At 67.2% G+C, this 18607-nt stretch carries 12 protein-coding genes; 4 read left to right on the top strand and 8 right to left on the bottom strand.

All coding sequences use genetic code 11. The annotated features are described in order from the left end of the window. Nucleotides 1-75: 75 nt before the first annotated feature. Nucleotides 76-411, bottom strand: coding sequence for a hypothetical protein (locus tag VG561_RS11925; protein WP_014038488.1), 336 nt, complete (start codon nucleotides 409-411; stop codon nucleotides 76-78). Further along, complete coding sequence (locus tag VG561_RS11920) at nucleotides 408-1451, bottom strand: S41 family peptidase (protein WP_134809294.1); 1044 nt, start codon at nucleotides 1449-1451, stop codon at nucleotides 408-410. Before VG561_RS11920 ends, VG561_RS11925 begins: the two co-directional genes overlap by 4 nt. Before the next feature lie 414 nt (nucleotides 1452-1865). Here VG561_RS11920 and VG561_RS11915 point away from each other — a divergent pair, with 414 nt between their 5' ends. After that, complete coding sequence (locus VG561_RS11915) at nucleotides 1866-2300, top strand: hypothetical protein (RefSeq protein WP_262093043.1); 435 nt, start codon at nucleotides 1866-1868, stop codon at nucleotides 2298-2300. A 628-nt stretch (nucleotides 2301-2928) separates the two neighbouring features. On the opposite strand, the gene VG561_RS11910 is transcribed toward VG561_RS11915, so the two are convergent. The 6 genes from VG561_RS11910 to VG561_RS11885 form a co-directional block, all read right to left on the bottom strand. Further along, entirely contained in the window at nucleotides 2929-5955 is a 3027-nt protein-coding gene (locus VG561_RS11910; RefSeq protein ID WP_423179615.1) for an autotransporter outer membrane beta-barrel domain-containing protein, read from the bottom strand. A 257-nt stretch (nucleotides 5956-6212) separates the two neighbouring features. After that, nucleotides 6213-7280, bottom strand: a complete 1068-nt coding sequence (locus VG561_RS11905) for an acyltransferase family protein (RefSeq protein WP_262093041.1) — start codon at nucleotides 7278-7280, stop codon at nucleotides 6213-6215. Beyond that, complete coding sequence (nagA, locus tag VG561_RS11900; RefSeq protein WP_053495105.1) at nucleotides 7280-8428, bottom strand: N-acetylglucosamine-6-phosphate deacetylase; 1149 nt, start codon at nucleotides 8426-8428, stop codon at nucleotides 7280-7282. The genes VG561_RS11905 and nagA overlap by 1 nt, the downstream gene beginning before the upstream one ends. Continuing rightward, complete coding sequence (locus tag VG561_RS11895; protein WP_014648419.1) at nucleotides 8428-9456, bottom strand: SIS domain-containing protein; 1029 nt, start codon at nucleotides 9454-9456, stop codon at nucleotides 8428-8430. Before VG561_RS11895 ends, nagA begins: the two co-directional genes overlap by 1 nt. A 7-nt stretch (nucleotides 9457-9463) precedes the next feature. Next, complete coding sequence (locus VG561_RS11890; RefSeq protein ID WP_005411045.1) at nucleotides 9464-10531, bottom strand: LacI family DNA-binding transcriptional regulator; 1068 nt, start codon at nucleotides 10529-10531, stop codon at nucleotides 9464-9466. Between the two features lie 39 nt (nucleotides 10532-10570). Further along, the gene (locus tag VG561_RS11885) at nucleotides 10571-11860 is read right to left on the bottom strand and encodes a sugar MFS transporter (protein ID WP_241887116.1); all 1290 of its coding nucleotides are present in this window, start codon (nucleotides 11858-11860) and stop codon (nucleotides 10571-10573) included. A gap of 375 nt (nucleotides 11861-12235) precedes the next feature. Here VG561_RS11885 and VG561_RS11880 point away from each other — a divergent pair, with 375 nt between their 5' ends. The 3 genes from VG561_RS11880 to VG561_RS11870 all read left to right on the top strand — a co-directional run bounded on the left by VG561_RS11880 (nucleotide 12236) and on the right by VG561_RS11870 (nucleotide 18531). Beyond that, on the top strand, nucleotides 12236-13255 hold the full coding sequence (locus VG561_RS11880) for a glucokinase family protein (protein WP_111205667.1): 1020 nt from the start codon (nucleotides 12236-12238) through the stop codon (nucleotides 13253-13255). 143 nt (nucleotides 13256-13398) lie between these two features. After that, on the top strand, nucleotides 13399-16062 hold the full coding sequence (locus VG561_RS11875) for a TonB-dependent receptor (RefSeq protein WP_046432541.1): 2664 nt from the start codon (nucleotides 13399-13401) through the stop codon (nucleotides 16060-16062). Nucleotides 16063-16173: 111 nt separating this feature from the next. After that, nucleotides 16174-18531, top strand: a complete 2358-nt coding sequence (locus tag VG561_RS11870) for a beta-N-acetylhexosaminidase (protein WP_014648424.1) — start codon at nucleotides 16174-16176, stop codon at nucleotides 18529-18531. The last annotated feature ends 76 nt before the right edge of the window (nucleotides 18532-18607 follow it).

Here is an 18607-nt window from a genome sequence, read left to right as displayed (position 1 = left end):
CGTGGATTGCTTGGCCCACCCGAGGCTAGCGCCCGCTGGAACGGCCTGCTGAGGCTATGTCGGCCCGCCCTCTCCCTAGGAGGAATACAGGTTCCGCCACATCCAACCGGCCACCGCCAGCGCGGCGACCCCTACCAGCATCAACGGCAGGCCGAAGCGGTGCCGCCACGGGATCGGCACCCCGCCAAGCTGCTGGTCCATGGTCTCGGTATCCAGCACCCAGCCGTGCCCGCACCGGGTGCAGGCCAGCTCGTAGCGGCGCTGGTAGGTGAAGCCGAACAGCAGGTCGATGCGCGCCATCTTGTAGCGCAGCTGCGGGGCGAACTCGGTTTCCGTCTGGCAGCGCAGGCAGTGGTGCGCTTCGGTGGGGCCGACGATCAGCACCCGTTCCTGTTGGCCGATCAGGATCATGTCCGGTTGCCCTGGCAGGCGGGCTGGGCCAGCAGCCAGGCCTGGGCGGCGGCCACAGTGGCGGCATCACCCTCGACGCGCTGGTCGGGTTCGATCTTCAAGCCATCGCCACGATCATTGCGGTCCCGCATCACGCTGGTGGTCAGCAGCAGGCGACTTCCATCGGCAAGGGTGTGCACGACATTGCCGGTGGAGACACCCGCGGTCGGCTGGCCGAAACTCCGCGCCTGCGGGCGGCCACGCCACGCCAGCACCGAGGCCTCGCCCGAACTGCCGGTGCGGGGCCCGAACAGCACCGCCACCGGTGCGCCAGGCTGCCGCACTACATGGCCGGACTGGCCGAAGTCCAGCAGCGGCCTGCCCGCCAGCTGCACCGCAGTCGCCGTCAACGTCCAGCGCTGCGGCCCTTGCGCGGTTTCGAACGCGCCGACGTCCTCGTTGTTCACCACCGAGGTGCGCAACAGCGGGGCCATGCCCAGCAGCATCGGCCACATGGAGCCGCCACCGTTGTCCCGCAGGTCGACGATCCAGCCACAGCGCGCGCCGTCGTCCTTGCTGCGGATGACCTGCTGCCATCGCGCGGCACGCTGGATGTCCTGGCGGAATTTTTCCTGCGGCGTCGCGCCCGGCGAGGAGGCATAGCCCTCGATGACCACCCAGCCGATGCGCGCATCCACCGCATCAGCGGCCTTGGCCCGGTCCACGGCGGCGGCACCGGCCTGCTGCGCACGCGCGAGGGATTCGCGCTGACGCTGGGTCGTGGTCCACGCACCATGGTGGCCGGTGCTGAGCGCAATGGCTTCGCGCAGAACGGCCAGCCGTTGCGCGGGATCCCCCTGCGCCGATTGCAGGCGGATGCGGATGGCGGGCCAGTCCACCCGGTCGCGATACAGCGCCTGGCGTTCAAGCAGGTTGAGGATCTCGGCCTGGGCCTCCGGCGAGGGCACCTCGACCGCGCCTGGCGTATCGGCCATGGCGACGGTCGCCAGCAACACGAGCATCAGCGCGCCGATGCGACGCACTCCCTTGCGAACCTGCATGCGACGCTTCCTTGTCGTTGAATCAGGACCGCAGCATAACCGGGGCATGATCGCTTGCGCCACGCGCGAACTGTCGTATTTGCCTCCTCCGCAGATTGCAGGCAGACACGCTCACTGCGATCACAACATTACAACTTTGCCCATGTCATCGCGCCGTACAACGCGCCAAGGTGGCTTTGCCGGCGCCTCCTGCGCTGGTCGGGATTGGCGTCCTGAATGAAGTTTTTCGCGAGCAGGCTTGCAACGTCGTTGCCGGCCCGAACAATGCACCGTCCGTCGTTCTGCGGCGGGCGGTGCGAGGGGATCCCCGGATCCGCCGGCGTCATTCCTCGTGAAGAGCTTCACCGGCACGCCAACCCGCACCGCCCGCCACCTTGCATCCCGCAGGTGGCCTCGCCTCGTGAGGTTGCCGCCATGAACACGCCCCGCCCCACCTATCCACGCCTGCAGGCCCTGCTCGGCGCTGCACTGCCCGGCCTGCAGCTGTCCACTGCCGTCGCCGAAGCGTTGGAAGATGCACTCGCCGAAGCCAACGAACAGGCGCCGCCCTCCGCATTCTTCGCGCGGTTGCGCGGCATCGCTCACAGCCACGCGGCCGACGGCCAGGCGTGGCGCGAACGGCAACTCAGCGAGGCGCGCGGCCGGGGCCTGGCCGAGGCGACGCGCTGCCTGGCGGCGGTGTCTGCGTGTGGGGGCATCTTGTTGGCGGCGCAGTCGGCACGCGAGATGGATGATGCGCAGGCGCAGTGTCCGCCACAGGTGGAGGAAGGGTTGCTGCATGCGGTGGTGGTGCTGGCCGATCATGCCGGGGCGTTGGTGGAACCGGATGCGTGCGCACCGCTGTTGTAGAGCCGAGCCTATGGTCGGCTGCGCGGAGGTCATGGCGCCGGTGGGATTCGTGCCGACCAAGGTCGGCACCTACCAGAGCGGCGTCATGGCGTCGGTGGGATTCGTGCCGACCAAGGTCGGCACCTACCAGAGCGGCGTCATGGCGCCGGTGGGATTCGTGCCGACCAAGGTCGGCACCTACCAGAGCAGTGTCATGGCGCCGGTGGGATTCGTGCCGACCAAGGTCGGCACCTACCAGAGCGGCGTCATGGCGCCGGTGGGATTCGTGCCGACCAAGGTCGGCACCTACCTGAGCAACGTCATGGCGCCGGTGGGATTCGTGCCGACCAAGGTCGGCACCTACCTGAGCAACGTCATGGCGCCGGTGGGATTCGTGCCGACCAAGGTCGGCACCTGCCAGAGCTACGTCATGGCGTCGGTGGGATTCGTGCCGACCAAGGTCGGCACCTACCAGAGCTACGTCATGGCGCCGGCGGGATTCGTGCCGACCAAGGTCGGCACCTGCCAGAGCGGCGTCATGGCGTCGGTGGGATTCGTGCCGACCAAGGTCGGCACCTACCAGAGCAGCGTCGTGGCGTCGGTGGGACTCGTGCCGACCAAGGTCGGCACCTACCCAAGGTTGCGGTTGTCACCAGTCCGCACGCAGGCCGATGTTGCCTTCGATGACGCGGCGCTTCTCGTTGCGGTCGCCGCCCAGTTCACGCGTGTAGTCGGCCACGGCATAGGCGCTGATCGTTCGGTTGAAACGCCCGACCACACCCACGCCGGCTTCCAGCGCGCGTGAGCGCTGCGAATTGACGATCACGTCGTCGTCGAAACGGATGCGGTCTTCACCAGAACGGCCATGCCAGTAATTGAGCTTGAAATACGGCTGCCAGCCGTTGTCGGCCAACTGGTAATCGCCCGCCAGGCGCAGGCCGATGCGGCCGGTCCAGGCGTTGTCGTTGTCGAAGCGCACGCTCGATACTTCATCGCGACGGTCATCCAGCGAAGTGCGCTGCCAGATCACCTGCACCTGCGGTTCCAGCCACCATGCGGACTGCCCGAAGTGCAGCAGCGGCTTGCCCGCCTCCACCGACACGCTGGTACCGTCGCCGCTCAGGCCGAAGCCGAGCCCACGCGAGGAACGCACGCGGCCGTCGTAGCGGCTCTGCATCGCCACGGCGTCGATGTAGCCGCCACTGCTGTCGGTGAAGGTCCAGTACAGGCCCACGTGCTTGTCATCCAGGCGGTTCTGGCCTACCTGCACGTTCTCCCAGCCCAGTGCTAGACCCGTGGTCTTGCCCTGCGCGCGGGTGCGGCCAACGAATACGCCGATCTGGTTGCGGTGGTTGTCAGACGCCGCGGCCCACACGTCGAGACCGGCCTGCAGGCCCATCACATCGCCATCGAAGCCCGGCTGCGCATCACCCTTCCAGTGGATCTCGCTGCTCTGCCCCACCAACCGGCCCCAGGCGGTGCGGACTGTGCCCTGGTTGTACAGCAGGCGCTGTTCGCCCTGCCGCTCGTGGAAGGTACCGAGGCTGGCCAGCGAGGTCTCGCGCAGCAGCGGTGGCACCACGGCGTAGGCGGCGGTCTCCACGCGGTACAGCGGCACCACCGCGCCTTCGGCCGGGCGTGCACCCGGCGTTGGTGGGGTGCCGGTACCGGGCAACGCACCGCCGGCCACCGGCACGTCCGGCACCGCCGGGTCGCTGGGCGGCGCCACCGGCGCCGGTTCCGGTGGCGGCGGTGGCGGCGCGGCCTCGCCGGCGGTCAGGTTCGGATCGGTAGCGCCTTCAGGCGGCGGCGGCGGTGCCGGGGTGATCGCCGGCGGCGGTGCGACCGGCGGCGTCAGGGGCGGTGGCGTGGCAGTGCCGCCGCCGTTGGGTGCCGGCGTTGGTCCGGTCACCAGCGTCGATCGCAGGTACCAGTTCTCGCTGGTGCCGGCGCTGACACCACCCTTGAACAGGAAGTACTCGTAGGCACCGGCTGCAACCGGTGCGAACAGCGAGAACGCGCCCGGCGCAGTGCGGCCACCATTCAAGGCCTGCACCACCAGGATGCCATCGGCCAGCGTGGCGGCGCCGCTGCCGCCGGCATTGAGCACGCCGATGCCGGTGGTACCGGTGGCGGTTCCGCCATCGATCACCAGGCGGTCGCTGCTGGAATTGTCCGCACCCAGCACGGTACGCAGGTACAGGCCACCGCCGTCACCACGGTAGTTGCCACGCACGGTGAACACGTCGCCTGCGCCGGTGCCGGTCAGGTCGATGCGCCCGGCATTGATCATCTCCACCAGTGCACCACTGTTGAACGGACGGACTGCATGGCCGCCACTGCCCGCGTAGACGGTGCTGGTGTCGTCCACGGTGAGCGTGCCGGTGCCGGTTTCGCTGTCGCCCAGCACCAGGTCGCCATCAAAGGTCAGCTCGGTGCTGTTAGCCAAGCTGATCGCCTCCCAGTTCTGGAAGCGGCCCACGCCGGCAGTCTTGACGTTGTGGAAGTTGAGCTGGTCGATGCCACCGCCACCGTCGAACAGCGGCACCGCCCCCAGGTTGCCCTGGTTGAGGTTGCCGAGGTTGGCGACGTCGTTGTCCGGCCCCATGTCGATCGCGCCGTAGACGATGCCGCCGCCATTCCAGTTGAAGGTGTCGTTGCCAGTACTGAGCAGTACCTGCCCGCGCACGGTGCCGTCGGTGATGGTCACGCTGTCGTTGCCGCCGCTGACGCTGATGTTGCCGCCGATGTAGGCGGTACCCGAGATGATGATGGTGTCGGTATCGAAGCCGGTCACCACGTTGCCGTCCACGGTGCCGCCGGACTGGTCCCACAGGTTCTTGTCCAGCTTCATGTTGACCCGGCCGATGCGGCCAGCGGTCATCCACGCCTGGTCACCATCCTCGAACGCACCGATGACGCGGCCACCGCTCATGCGGAAGGTATCGATGTTGTCGCCCTGCTGCAGCGCGCCGACCGTGCCGCCACTCATGACGAAATCATCGCGGCCACTGCCCTGCGCCACCACGCCGGTGACGGTGCCGCCGGTGACGGTCATCTGGTCATCGCCACTGCCCTGGTCGACGCTGTCGATCGTACCGTTGTCCAGCAGCAGCGCATCATTGCCATCACCCTGCAGCACACTGCCGCTGATGCTGCCAGCCTGCATGTCCAGGCGATCATTGCCGGCACCGAACTGCACGCCGGTGCGCCCGCTGATCGTTCCGCGGTTGACCAGCACGCTGTCGCCCGCGCCGACGAACTGCAGGGCGGTGTTGTTGCCGGTGCTGATGCTGCCCGAGTTCTCGACGCGGCTGCCGCCACCGAGCTGGACCGCCACGCCGCCCACCGAACTGATCGTGCCCAGGTTGGACAACAGGTGCCCACCGGCCCCGACAAGCGAAATCGCGCTGCTGCCACCGCTTTGCTGCAGCTGCGCCGTGCTGGCGACAGTGACGGTGATGCCGGCGGCGCCATTGGCGGTGACGGGAACGGTCTGCGGGTTCGGCGCATTGGCATCGCAGGTGACCGTCTGGCCGGCGACGGGGGCGACGCTGTCACAGCCGGCCCAGGCGGCGCTGGCGGTCAACAGCATGACGGAGGGAACAGCCAAAGCCTGCAGTACGGAAACAGTGAGGCGGCGCATACGCACTGCGCGCGGGACGGCACGGGACATACAGCACTCCTGGACAGGGGATCAGGAACTGTGGATATGCGGTACTGCGAGCGAAGTCTGCGCCATGGTGAACGGTTTCGGCAGGTGAATTTGCGTGCCGATCATCACAGTTCAGATGCGAACTTGATCGGGCATCACCTGACCTCTACGTGCCTGAAATCGTTCACCTTTGCGGAGTCATGCCCATGCCTGGATGAGGCGGCCTCCCGGGTTGGGTCAGAGCCCTTTCCTGCGGAAAGGGATCCGACCCGGAGCCGTCAGATCTTCAGATAGATCTTCCGCCGGTCCAGCCACCACCCCACGCCCCACCACAGCGCGACGAACGCCAGCGCCTGCAGCATCGACGCCAGCTCGAGCGCGTGCGGCATCGCGGCGGCCAGTTGCTGCCAGATCCAGCCCCACGCGCCGGTCGCCATCAGCGCCACCGACATCACCGATGCGCCAAGATAGGCGGTAATTGCATTGACCCCGAAGCGCCGGCCCAGTGCGGGCCATCCCTTCTGGTCGATCAGCACGTGGCTCAGCCACAGTGCCAGCGCGGCAAGGCCCCCGGTCCACAGCGCGTAGCTGGGCGTCCACAGCTGCTTGTTCAACGGCAGCACCGTGGCCAGCAGCAGCCCCAGCACGGCGGTTGCCACACCCAGGCCAGCCAATGCCGCCGCACGACCGTTGCGCAGCAGGCCACCGGCAATCAGGCCGAGCACGGTACTGGCCAGCGCACCCAGCGTGCTCAGCAATCCTTCCGGGTCATGGCCCAGTCCGGTATCGGCGTGCCACTGGTAGATCCACGGTGCGAACAGCGTGGTGTCCAGGCGGCTGGCCGGGTTGGTCCATGGCGCCAGATCACCGATGCCCAGCAGCAGCACGGTGTAGCCCACCAGCAGCGTGACCAGCACGCCAGCCTGCACGCGCGGCCGCGCATACACCGCCAGAACACCCACCAACGCTGCGCATACCGCAATCCGCTGCAGCACGCCCCAGATGCGGAAGTGATGGGTATGCAGCGCCCACCAGATCAACAGGTGCAGCAACGCGCCGGCGAGCAGGATGCGCAGTGCACGCTCCAGCACCCCGCGCGCCAATGCTGGCCGTGCAGCGGCATCCAGCGCGCGCGGTGCCACGCTGAAGGCCATCGACACACCCACCAGGAACAGGAAGAACGGGAACACCAGGTCGGTGGGCGTGCAGCCATGCCATTCCGAGTGACGCAGCGGCGCGAACACCGCACTCCAGTCGCCCGGATTGTTGACCAGCAGCATCGCCGCCACGGTGATGCCGCGCAGGGCATCGATCGAGCCCAGACGGCGTGGCGGCGTACTGTTCATCAGGCGGCCTCGTACTGTCCGGCAATCCAGGTACCACGCACCTGCAGGGCGTCATCCAGCAGCACCAGGTCGGCCTGGTAGCCCTCGGCGATGTGGCCAAGGCGGTCGTCGACGTTGAGGAACTGCGCCGGATAGGTCGACGCCATGCGCGCCGCTTCGGCCAGCGGTTGGCCGAGCAGCTGCACGGTATTGCGCACGGCGGTGGCCATGTCCAGCGCCGAGCCGGCCAACGAACCGGCGGCATTGCGCACCACGCCATCGATGGCGGTGATGGTTTCGCCATACAGCACGTAGCTGGGATCGTCGGCTCCAACCGGCGGCATCGCATCGGTCACCAGCAGCAGGCGACCGCGCGGCTTGGCCGCCAACGCCACGCGAAGGCTGGCCGGGTGCACATGCACGCCATCGACGATGATGCCGATCCAGCTGTCGCGGTCTTCCAGCGCAGCGCCCACCGCGCCGGGCTCGCGGCCCTGCAACGGCGACATCGCGTTGTACAGATGGGTGAAGCCGCGCACGCCGGCATCCAGGCCGGCGCGGATCTCTTCGTAGGTGCCTGCAGTGTGCCCAGCAGCGACGATCACGCCACGCTCGACCAGCGCACGGATGGTCTCCAGCGGCACGCGCTCCGGCGCCAGCGTCAGCAGGGTCACGCCGTTATCCAGCGATGCGGCCAGCGCAATCTCCGCTTCGTCCGGCACGCGGAACTTGCTGGCATCGTGCGTGCCCTTGCGCGCCGGCGCGATGTACGGCCCCTCCAGATGGATGCCGATCACGCCCGGCACGCCCTGCGTGATGGCCTCGCGCATTGCACCGATGGCTTCGCGCATCACCGCCACGTCATCGCTGATCAGCGTCGGCAGCATCGCGGTGGTACCGAAGCGGCGGTGCGCCTGCGCGATGGTGCGCAGTGCCGCCACGTCCGGCGTGTTGTTGAACAGCGCGCCGCCGCCGCCATTGACCTGCACATCGATGAAGCCGGGCAGCAGCCAGCCGCCCCCCAGGTCCACCTGCTCGGCCGCGTGGCCCAGCTGCGGCGCGGCATCGGGCAGCAGCGCGCTGATGCGACCGTCCTCGATCACCACCGCCAGGTCGTCGCGGAACTCATCGCCGGCCAGGATGCGGGCATTGCGCAGCACCGTCGCCATCACACCGTCTCCGTAACCTTGTTCAGATGCGGCGGCAGGTCCGGGTTGAAGCCACGGCGCAGCGCCAGCGCATTGATGGCGCGATAGAAGCTCTGCACGGTCAATAGCGGTGCGCACAGCGGATGCGGCGCGGCCGCCACCGGCAGGTTGCCGCCGGCACCGGCCATCCACACCTGCGCACCACGTGCGGTGAATTCATCGACCACTGCACGGGTACCGGCGCCGGTCTCGTCCGGCTGGGCGAAGGCCAGCACCGGGAAGCCACGGCCGACCAGCGCCATCGGGCCGTGCTTGACCTCGGCCGAGCTGTAGGCTTCGGCGTGCAGGCTGCAGGTTTCCTTGAACTTCAGTGCCGCTTCCTGCGCCGCACCCAGGCCCAGGCCACGGCCGAGCACGAACAGGTTGGTGGCCTCGACCAGGCCTTCGGTCACCGCGCTCCAGTCGCACTGCCAGGCTTCACGCATCGCGTCCGGCAGCAGGTCCAGCGCCGCACGCAGGCTGCTGTCCTGCTTCCAGTACGCGGCCAGCTGCAGCAATGCGGCCAGCGAGGCGAGGTAGCTCTTGGTCGCTGCAACGCTCTTCTCGGGGCCCGCATGCAGCGGGATGACCGTGTCGGCCAGCTGCGCCAGCGGTGAATCCTCGACGTTGACCAGCGCGATCACGCGCGCGCCGGCGGCCTTGGCCGCCTCGGCGTTGCGCAGCAGGTCCGGGCTCTTGCCCGACTGCGAGATGACGATGAACAGTGCGCCGCGCAGCTGCAATGGTGCGGCGTAGACCGAGCCCACTGATGGCGAGGCCGACGCGACCACCAGCCCCAGCTGGGTTTCCAGCAGGTACTTGCCATAGGTGGCGGCGTGGTCGGAGCTGCCGCGTGCACAGGTAACCACGAACGGCGGCGGCGCGGCACGCAGGCTGGCGGCCAGGGTTTCCAGGGTGGCGTGGTTTCGCGAGAACTGGCGGGCAACCACGTCGGCCGCTTCAGCGGCCTCGGCGAACATCAGGGTAGCGGTGGGGTCTGACAGCGACATGGCAGGCTCAGGCAGGATCGGAAGGAAGGGGGCGTGCGCCGGCCGGGCGCATCGGCGCGGTCGAACCGCGCACCACCAGCTGCGGCACGAAGCCCTGGTTGTGCAGCGGTGCCGGCGCATCGTCGTAGGCGTCGCTGCGCAGCTGCGCGATCAGCAGGCGCGCGGCATGGCGGGCGATGTCTTCGGTGGCCTGCTTGGCGGTGGTCAGCGGCGGCCACGACTGGCGCGAGAACGGGCTGTCCTCGAAACCGGCAATGGACAGGTCGTAGGGCACGTTCATGCCGGCCGACTTGGCGGCGGCCAGCACGCCGGCAGCGATTTCGTCGTTGGAACCGAAGATGGCGGTAGGCGGTTCGCGCAGCGCCAGCAGGCGGCGCGCGCCACGGAAACCGTCGTCGAAGGTGTAGTCGCCCTGCACCACCAGGTGCTTGTCCACGGTCATGCCGTAGTCCTTCAACGCGGCCTCATAACCGGCATAGCGTTCGCCCGAGGAGCGGTGCGAGCTGCCCCCCCACAGGAAGCCGATGCGCTGGTGCCCCAGCTGGATCAGGTGTTCGGTGATCTCGTAGGCGGCCTCGCGGTCGTCGACGAACACGCAGGCACCGTCGGCCGGATCTTCGGTGGCCGCAATGATGCGCACCAGCTTGATGCCACGCGCGGTCAGCGCCTGGATCAGGTCGCGGCGCTCGGACATCGGTGCGGTCAGCACCAGCCCGGCCAGGCGCGAACGCTGCACCCAGTCAGCCAGTTCATCGGCCAGCAGCGGCGAACTGGAATCGCAGGGATGGATCTGCAGGCCGAACCCGGTCTCGCGGCAGGCGGCGAGCACGCCGTTCTGCACGCCGATGATGTGGTACGGGTTCGGGTTGTCGTAGACCAGCCCGATCACGAAGGTGGTGCCGCTGCGCAGGTTGCGCGCGGACGGATCGGGCTCGTAGTCCAGCTCGGCGATGGCACGCAGCACCCGCGCGCGGGTGGCCTGCATCACCGAGGGCTCGTTGTTGATCACCCGCGATACCGTCTTCAGCGAGACCTTGGCCTTTTCGGCAACGTCCTTGATGGTCGCTCTGCGCATCGGTTTTTCCTGGGGTTGGCTGCCGTCCATCATCGCCGATCAGCTCCGGTCCTGCGGCAGGCCCACGCGGTGGCCCACCACCGAATAGAACAGGATGTACAGGTAGCAGGGCACCATCAGCAGCACGAACACCAGCTGGAAATCGATGTGCTGCTTGAGCAGAGCGAACAGCTGCGGAATGATCGCGCCACCGGCGATGCCCATCACCAGCAGGGCCGAACCGGTTTCGGTGAAGCGCCCCAGGCCGCGGATGGCCAGCGGGAAGATGGCCGGCCACATCATGGCGTTGGCAAAGCCCAGCAAGGCCACGAAGGCCACCGACACATAGCCGTGCGTTGCCCACGCGCCCAGGCAGAACACCACGCCCAGCACCGCCGAAATGGTCAGGTAGCGCGACTGCGACACCACCCGCGGAATCACCAGCAGGCCGACCACGTAACCGACCAGCATCGCGCCCAGGGTGAAGGCGGTGAACATCTTGGTCTCGTCCAGCGGCAGGTTGAAGCCATGGCCGTAGGTGCCGATGGCATCACCGGCCATCACTTCCACGCCCACGTACACGAACAGGCACAGCACGCCCAGCCACAGGTGCGGGAACTGGAAGATGCTGCGGCGCTCGACCGCACCGGCGGCCACCGGCGTAGCGTTGGCTTCGGACGATTTGATTTCCGGCAGCGGCGAGAACAGGATCGCCACCGCCAACACCACCAGCAGCGCCGCCATGGCCAGGTACGGAGCATGGATCTTGGCGGCGAACTGGTTCAGCAGCACGGCTTTGGTCGCGGCATCGGCCGCCTGCACCTGCACGTCCAGATCGCCAATGCCATGCAGCACCACCGTGCCGATCAGGATCGGCGCCAGGATGCCGGCGATCTTGTTGCAGATGCCCATCAACGCGATGCGCCGCGCCGCCGTTTCGATCGGCCCAAGGATCGAGATGTACGGGTTGATGGCCGTCTGCAGCAGGGCCAGGCCGCTGCCGATCACGAACAGGCCGCCCAGTGCGCCGGGGTACCAGCGCTGGGTGGCGAATTCGCCGAACAGGGCGGCACCACCGGCCATCACCAGCAGGCTCAGGCTCAGGCCCTTCTTCATGCCGGTGCGGCGCAGGATCCACGACGCCGGCAGGGCCAGGAAGAAGTAGGACAGGTAGAACACCATCAGAACCAGGAAGGCGCCGACCTCGCTGAGCTCGAAGGCGAGCTTGACGAAGGTGATCAACGGGCCGTTGAGCCAGGTGAAGAAGCCGATCAGGAAGAACAACACGCCGACGATGGCGATGGAGGTGGCCACGTTCGGGCGCGCGCTTGCAGCGGGGACGGCGGACATCAGGAGGGCTCCTGCGGCGACAGCCGCAGAACGCGGCGTCGGAGAGTGGCTGGGAACAACGTTGTCACATTCTTTCGGTGGACAACGGCGGTTTGTCAACTTCCATGCACGCCCCTTCAACCTCGTGCTGCACTGCGCAAGTCGATTGCGGTGCTCCGCGCTGAATGCGCGCCAGGCCTAGAGCCCCATGCAGCAACGGTTCCCACGTGAAACCCGCACTCACGCCATGTAAACGTTTACTGCCTGTCGCATTCGTTGCGGCGCAGCAACGAAAGTGTCACGAACTCGTTGACATCGTTGTCAGCGCGGTTACAGACTCCGCCCCAATCGCTGCCCCCGATCCCGGGGCCAGCCCCACCTGCAGCAGGAGCCCGCGTGACCGCCAGCCACCCCGCCCCGTCGCATGTCCTGTCCCGCGTCGCGCCCTCGTTCCTGGCCGCGGACGTCGGTGGCACCCATGTGCGCGTGGCCCGGGTCCAGGCCAGCGGTGACACCGCCCATCCGGTGCAGGTGCTGGAATACCGCAAGTACCGCAACGCCGACCATGCCGGCCTCAGCGCGATCCTGTCCGACTTCCTCGGCGAAGGCCCGCGGCCCACGCATTGTGTGGTCGCCAGCGCCGGCTACGCCCGCGAGGACGGCACGGTGATCACCGCCAACCTGCCGTGGCCGCTGTCGGCACGCCAGGTGGAGGCCGATGTCGGCCTGCAGCGGGTCTACATCGTCAACGACTTCGAAGCGGTGGCCTATGCCGCTGCGCAGGTGGACGCCAGCGGCGTGCTGCACCTGTGCGGGCCGGACACCGGCACGCGTGGCCCGACTCTGGTGGTCGGTCCCGGCACCGGCCTCGGCGCCGCGCTGTGGATCCCCACTGCGCACGGCCCGGTGGTGCTGCCGACGGAAGCCGGCCAGCCGACCCTGGCCGCCAGCACCGAACTGGAAATGGCCATCGTCCGCCACATGCAGCGCGACCGCGCGCACGTGTCGATCGAGCATGCGATCTCCGGCCCGGGCCTGATGAACCTGTACCGCGCGGTGTGCGCGCTGCAGGGGCAGGCACCGACGCTGGCCAGCCCCGATGCGGTCACCGCCGCCGCCATGGCCGATACCGATGCGCACGCGCGCCAGGCGCTGGATGTGTTCTGCGGCCTGCTCGGCAGCACCATCGGCGACATGGCCCTGTTCTATGGTGCCCACGGTGGCGTCTACCTGGCCGGCGGCATCCTGCCGCAGATCCGCGAATACCTGCACGCCAGCACCTTCGTCGAACGCTACCTGCAGAAGGGGCCGATGGGCGAAGCACTGGCACGCATCCCGGTGAAGGTCGTCGAACACGGCCAGCTGGGCGTGGTCGGCGCTGCCAGCTGGTACCTGCAGCAGCAGTCGGCCGCCTGACACCGCAACAGGCTTCAACGCAATCGCAGCACGCAGTACGTGGCACGCCAACGCACGGGACTTCGCCGCCGCCCCGCGCATGTCATCGCAACCGTTATCGAACACCGCCGCCGGCATCCAATCGAGTGATGAGGAGAGACATCATGAATACCCGCAAGACCCTGCTTTCGGCCGCCATCGTCAGCTGCATCGCCTTCAGTGCGCACGCGCAGCAGGCTGCCCCGACCGCCACCGACCTGGACACCGTGACCGTTACCGGCATCCGTGGTTCGATGGAAAAATCGCTGGACACCAAGCGCGAAGCCAATGCGCGCGTGGAAGTGGTCACCGCCGAGGACGTGGGCAAGCTGCCGGCGCACAACGTCGCCGACACCCTGCAGCGCCTGCCGGGCGTCAACATCAGCTCGTCCAGCGCCGATGAAGGCGGTTTCGACGAAGCCGACCGTGTCAGCCTGCGCGGCACCAGCCCGAGCCTGACCCAGACCCTGATCAACGGCCACACCGTCGGTTCGGCCGACTGGTTCGTGCTCAGCCAGGGCAACAACGTCGGCCGTAGCGTCAGCTACTCGCTGCTGCCGTCCGAACTGGTCAGCTCGGTGGAAGTGAACAAGTCCTCGCAGGCCAAGCTGCAGGACGGCGGCACCACCGGTACCGTCAACATCATCACCCGCAAGCCACTGGAATTCTCCAAGCCGTTCACCGCGGAAGGCTCGATCGGCCTGGTGCGCTCGGACCAGGCCAAGTCGAACGACCCGCAATATTCGGCGCTGTTCAACTACAAGAACGACGAAGGCACCTTCGGCGTGATGGTGCAGGGCTTCAGCCAGAAGCGCGAACTGCGCCGTGAAGCGCAGGAAATCCCGGGTGGCTTCTTCAAGATCGGCGCAAACGATCCGGTCGCCAGGACCAATCCGGACCTGATCGGCGTCAACGTTCCGGGCCTGCTGGGTTCGACCCTGTTCGAACAGACCCGCGAGCGCAAGGGCGGCCTGGTCTCGCTGCAGTTCAAGCCGAGCGACAGCCTCACCCTCGGCCTCAATGGTTTCAGCTCCGAGCTGAAGGCGAACAACTACAACCGCAACTTCATGATGTTCGGCAACAGCTTCGCCAAGTCGCAGGCGCCGGATCCGGGCTATGTGGTCAAGGACGGCGTGCTGACCAACGCCAACTACAAGGGCGTGCCCGGCACCGACTATGCGGTGTACGACATGATCTACCGCGAGTCGAAGGCCAAGTCGAGCTATGTCACCTTCGATGCCGACTGGCAGATCAGCGACAGCCTGACCGCCAAGTTCCAGGCCGGCAGCACCAAGGGTACCGGCGAGACGCCGCGCCAGTACATCGCCGAGGTCACCCTGGCCAACGGCGGCGGCGCCAGCTGGGCTACCCACGGCAATGGCTCGCCGATCGACTGGAACGTCGGCGGCGACATCTCGCCCAACGGCGTGACCAGCTTCGGCACCTGGGGCAACCAGCAGGTCACCGCTGAAGACAAGGAGAAGTGGGCCACGCTCGACTTCAACCAGTACTTCAACGATGGCGGCGTGCTGAGCTCGATCGACTTCGGCCTGCGTTTCGCCGACCACAAGCGCGAAGCGCTGTCGCCGGAAGGTGCAACCCCGGGTGACATCTGGAGCGCGCTGAAGAACGGTGCGACGGCCAACTATCCCAGCGGCTTTGCCGGTGACATCGGCGGCACCTTCCCGCGCAACCTCTGGTACTTCACCCCGGGCGCGCTGAAGGACGCGGTGACCAACAACTCCACCTGGCTGGCCGGCAATGATGGCCCGACCGGTCGCCACAACTATGGCGCCGAGTGGAAGGTGAAGGAAAAGAACTTCGCCGGCTACGTGCAGGCCAACTTCCGCGGCGACTGGTGGAGCGGCAACGTCGGCCTGCGCTACGTCAACATCAAGCAGGACATCGACACCTACAACGCCGTCAGCAAGGCCGCCGATGCCGATGTCAGCAGCCTGTTCGGCATGTGGGAGCGCCTGGCCTTCCAGAACAAGCGCAACCGCGTATTGCCCAGCGCCAACATCAAGTTCGACCTGGACGACTCGCTGGTGCTGCGCGTCGCCGCCTCGCAGACCCAGACCCTGCCGGACTACTCGGCACTGGGTGCCTCCTCGTACGGTTCGGACCTGAACCGCACCGGCGGCGGTGGCAATCCGAACCTCAAGCCGACCCTGTCGACCAACCTGGACGCCAACCTGGAGTGGTACTTCATGCCGCGCGGCCTGCTGTCGGTGGGCGCGTACCACATGAACCTGAAGGACTACATCGCCTTCGACGTGGTCTCGCGCCAGCTGTACAGCGAACTGACCAACCAGCTTGAGACCTACCAGATCTCCACCCCGATCAATGCCGACGGCAAGGTCACCGGCGTGGAAGTGGCCTACGAACAGCCGATCGGCGAGTACTTCGGCGTCAATGCCAATTACACCTACGCCAACGGCACCACCTCGCACACCTGGTCGGACGGCTCGCACAACCTGCTGGGCACCTCGAAGAACACCTACAACGTGGGTGCCTACTTCGAGAACGAGCGCTTTGGCGCCCGCGTCAGCTATACCCGCCGTTCCTCGTTCCTGATCAGCCTGTCGGGCACCAATCCGTACTACCAGGATGACTTCGGCACGCTGTCGGCGTCGCTGAGCTACAAGGCCACCGACTGGCTGAGCATCACCCTGGATGGCCTGAACCTCAACAACCCGACCTACAAGTACTACCAGACCGCGGCCATCCCGACCTCGTTCTACAGCAACGGTCGCCAGTACTACCTCAACTTCCGCTTCAAGTACTGATCCAGCGGCGGCAACATCGCCGAGTCGTGCACGCACGCCGGGCCTGGGTCATTCCGGGCCCGGCGTTTTTCATGTATAGCGTTCATCGCACCGTTCCAAGGAGTCGTACCGATGGTCAAGCCTTCCCGCGCCCGGATGCGCAGCGCAGTGCTGCTGGGCAGCCTGCTCGCCCTGTTGCCGGCACTGCCGGCACTTGCCGCCGACCCCATGCCGGCCGCTGAGGCACCCGGCCCGCAGCTGCGTGCCGGCAGCCTGATGCTGATTCCCGCCCCCAGCAATGTGCAGCCTGGCCAGGGCAGCGGCATCACCGTGCGCGCCGATACCGTGCTGCAGGCCGAAGGCGAGGCCGCACAGCGCGTCGCCAGCCAGTTCGCCGACCTGCTGGCGCGCAGTGGCGGCCCGCGCCTGGGGCTGGCCAAGGGCAAGGCGGCGGCCAGGACCGGTGGCATCCGCTTCCAGATCGTGCCCACCTTCCGCGACAGCGGCGAGGGCTACACGCTGGAAAGCACCGCACAGGGCGTAGTGGTACAGGCCGGTAACGAAACCGGCCTGTTCTACGGCGCAACCACCCTCGCCCAGCTCGCCACCGGCGGCAGCAACGGCGTGCTGCCAGCGGTGCAGATCCAGGACGCGCCACGCTTCAGCTGGCGCGGTTTCATGCTCGACTCGGCGCGGCATTTCCAGAGCCTGGACGAGATCAAGCGCGTGCTCGACGCAATGGCCGCGCACAAGCTCAACACCTTCCATTGGCACCTGACCGATGACCAGGGTTGGCGCATGGAGATCAAGCGCTATCCGAAGCTGACCGGAGTGGGCAGCTGCCGCCTGCCGGCCGGCGACGGTGGCATCGATCCGGTCACTGGCAAGGAGCATCCGTATTGCGGCTTCTACACGCAGGACCAGATCCGCGAAGTGATTGCCTATGCCGCGAAGCTGCATATCCAGGTGATTCCGGAAATCGATGTGCCGGGGCACGCGACCGCAGCGATTGCCGCATACCCGGAACTGGGTTCGATCAATACCCCGCTGAAGCCGATCAGCGAATGGGGCGTGTTCCCGAACCTGTTCAACGTGGAAGACAGTACTGTCACCTTCCTCGAGAACGTACTGGAGGAAGTGATCGAACTGTTCCCGGCCAAGTACGTGCACGTCGGCGGCGACGAGGCGGTCAAGGACCAGTGGGAAGCCTCCAGGCAGGTCCAGCAGCGCATGCGTGCGCTGGGCATCAAGGATGAAATGGCCATGCAGAGCCACATCATCAAGCGCCTGGAGACCTTCCTGGAGGAGCACGACCGGCGCCTGATCGGCTGGGATGAAATCCTTGAAGGCGGGCTGCCGCCGCAGGCCACGGTGATGTCCTGGCAGGGCACCGAAGGTGGCCTGGCCGCGGCCAGTGCTGGCCATGACGTGGTCATGTCGCCCGTGGGCTACCTCTATCTGGATTACCTGCAGACGGCCTCGCCGAACGAACCGCCGGGCCGCCCGGCCCAGGTCAACCTCGGCAAGCTGTACAACTTCGAGCCCGTGCCGGCCGAGCTGGCCGCTGACAAGCGCGGGCACATCCTCGGCCTGCAGGCCAACATGTTCACCGAACACACGCGCACCTATGCGCGCCTGCAGCACAACCTGTTCCCGCGCCTGGCCGCGGTGGCCGAGACCGGCTGGAGCACGCCGGAACATCGCGACTTCCGCGATTTCCTCGCGCGCCTGCCCGCGCAGCTGCAACGCTACCGCGCCTGGGGCCTGGCCTACGCGCAGACCCCGTTCGAAGTGGGCGTGGACTACACCGACAACCGCGCCGCCAACACGGTGACCGTGTCGCTGGCCAACCCGCTGGGCTATGAAGTGCGCTACAGCACCGATGGCCAGCCGGTGACGGCGCAGTCGCCGCTGTACCGGCAGCCGCTGACCAGTACGCTGCCGACCACGGTGCAGGCCGCCGCGTTCTACCAGGGCCAGATGCTGGCGGCGAAGCCGACGGTCGCGGACTTCAGTGCGCAATCGCTGCTCAGCCGCCGCAGTGACGAACTGCTCAGCTGCGTAGGCAAGAAGGGGCTGGTGCTGCGCCTGGAAGACGATGGCCCGCGCGAGGGAAACCGCGCAGTGTTCAACGTGGACATCTTCCAGCCATGCTGGCGCTGGCCACAGGCACAGCTGGACGGCATCGGCAGCGTGGAAGTCCGCGCGGGGCGTATTCCGTACTACTTCCAGCTGGCCCACGACGAGCCCAAGCGTCGCTTCGAGAAGGCCAAGCGTGCGCATGGCGAGATGCTGGTGCGTCGCGGCGACTGCAGCGGCAAGGTGCTGGCCGAAGTGCCGCTGCCGGCCACGCCGGATGCCGATGGCTTCGTGACGCTGCGTGCGACGCTGCCGAAGGGCTCCCAGGGCACCGGTGACCTGTGCATCAACTTCACCGGCGACACGCGCCCGGCGATGTGGGTGCTGGATGAGGTCACGCTGGGGAAGTGACCCCAAGCCTGTCCTGGCGCAATCGATCCACGCATGGCGTGGATCTACTGTAGAGCCGAGCCCATGCTCGGCTGCC

This window comes from Stenotrophomonas sp. CASM110 (genome assembly GCF_049384345.1).
Classification (GTDB): Bacteria; Pseudomonadota; Gammaproteobacteria; order Xanthomonadales; family Xanthomonadaceae; genus Stenotrophomonas; species Stenotrophomonas muris.
This window is presented reverse-complemented; position numbering and strand designations above follow the sequence as displayed.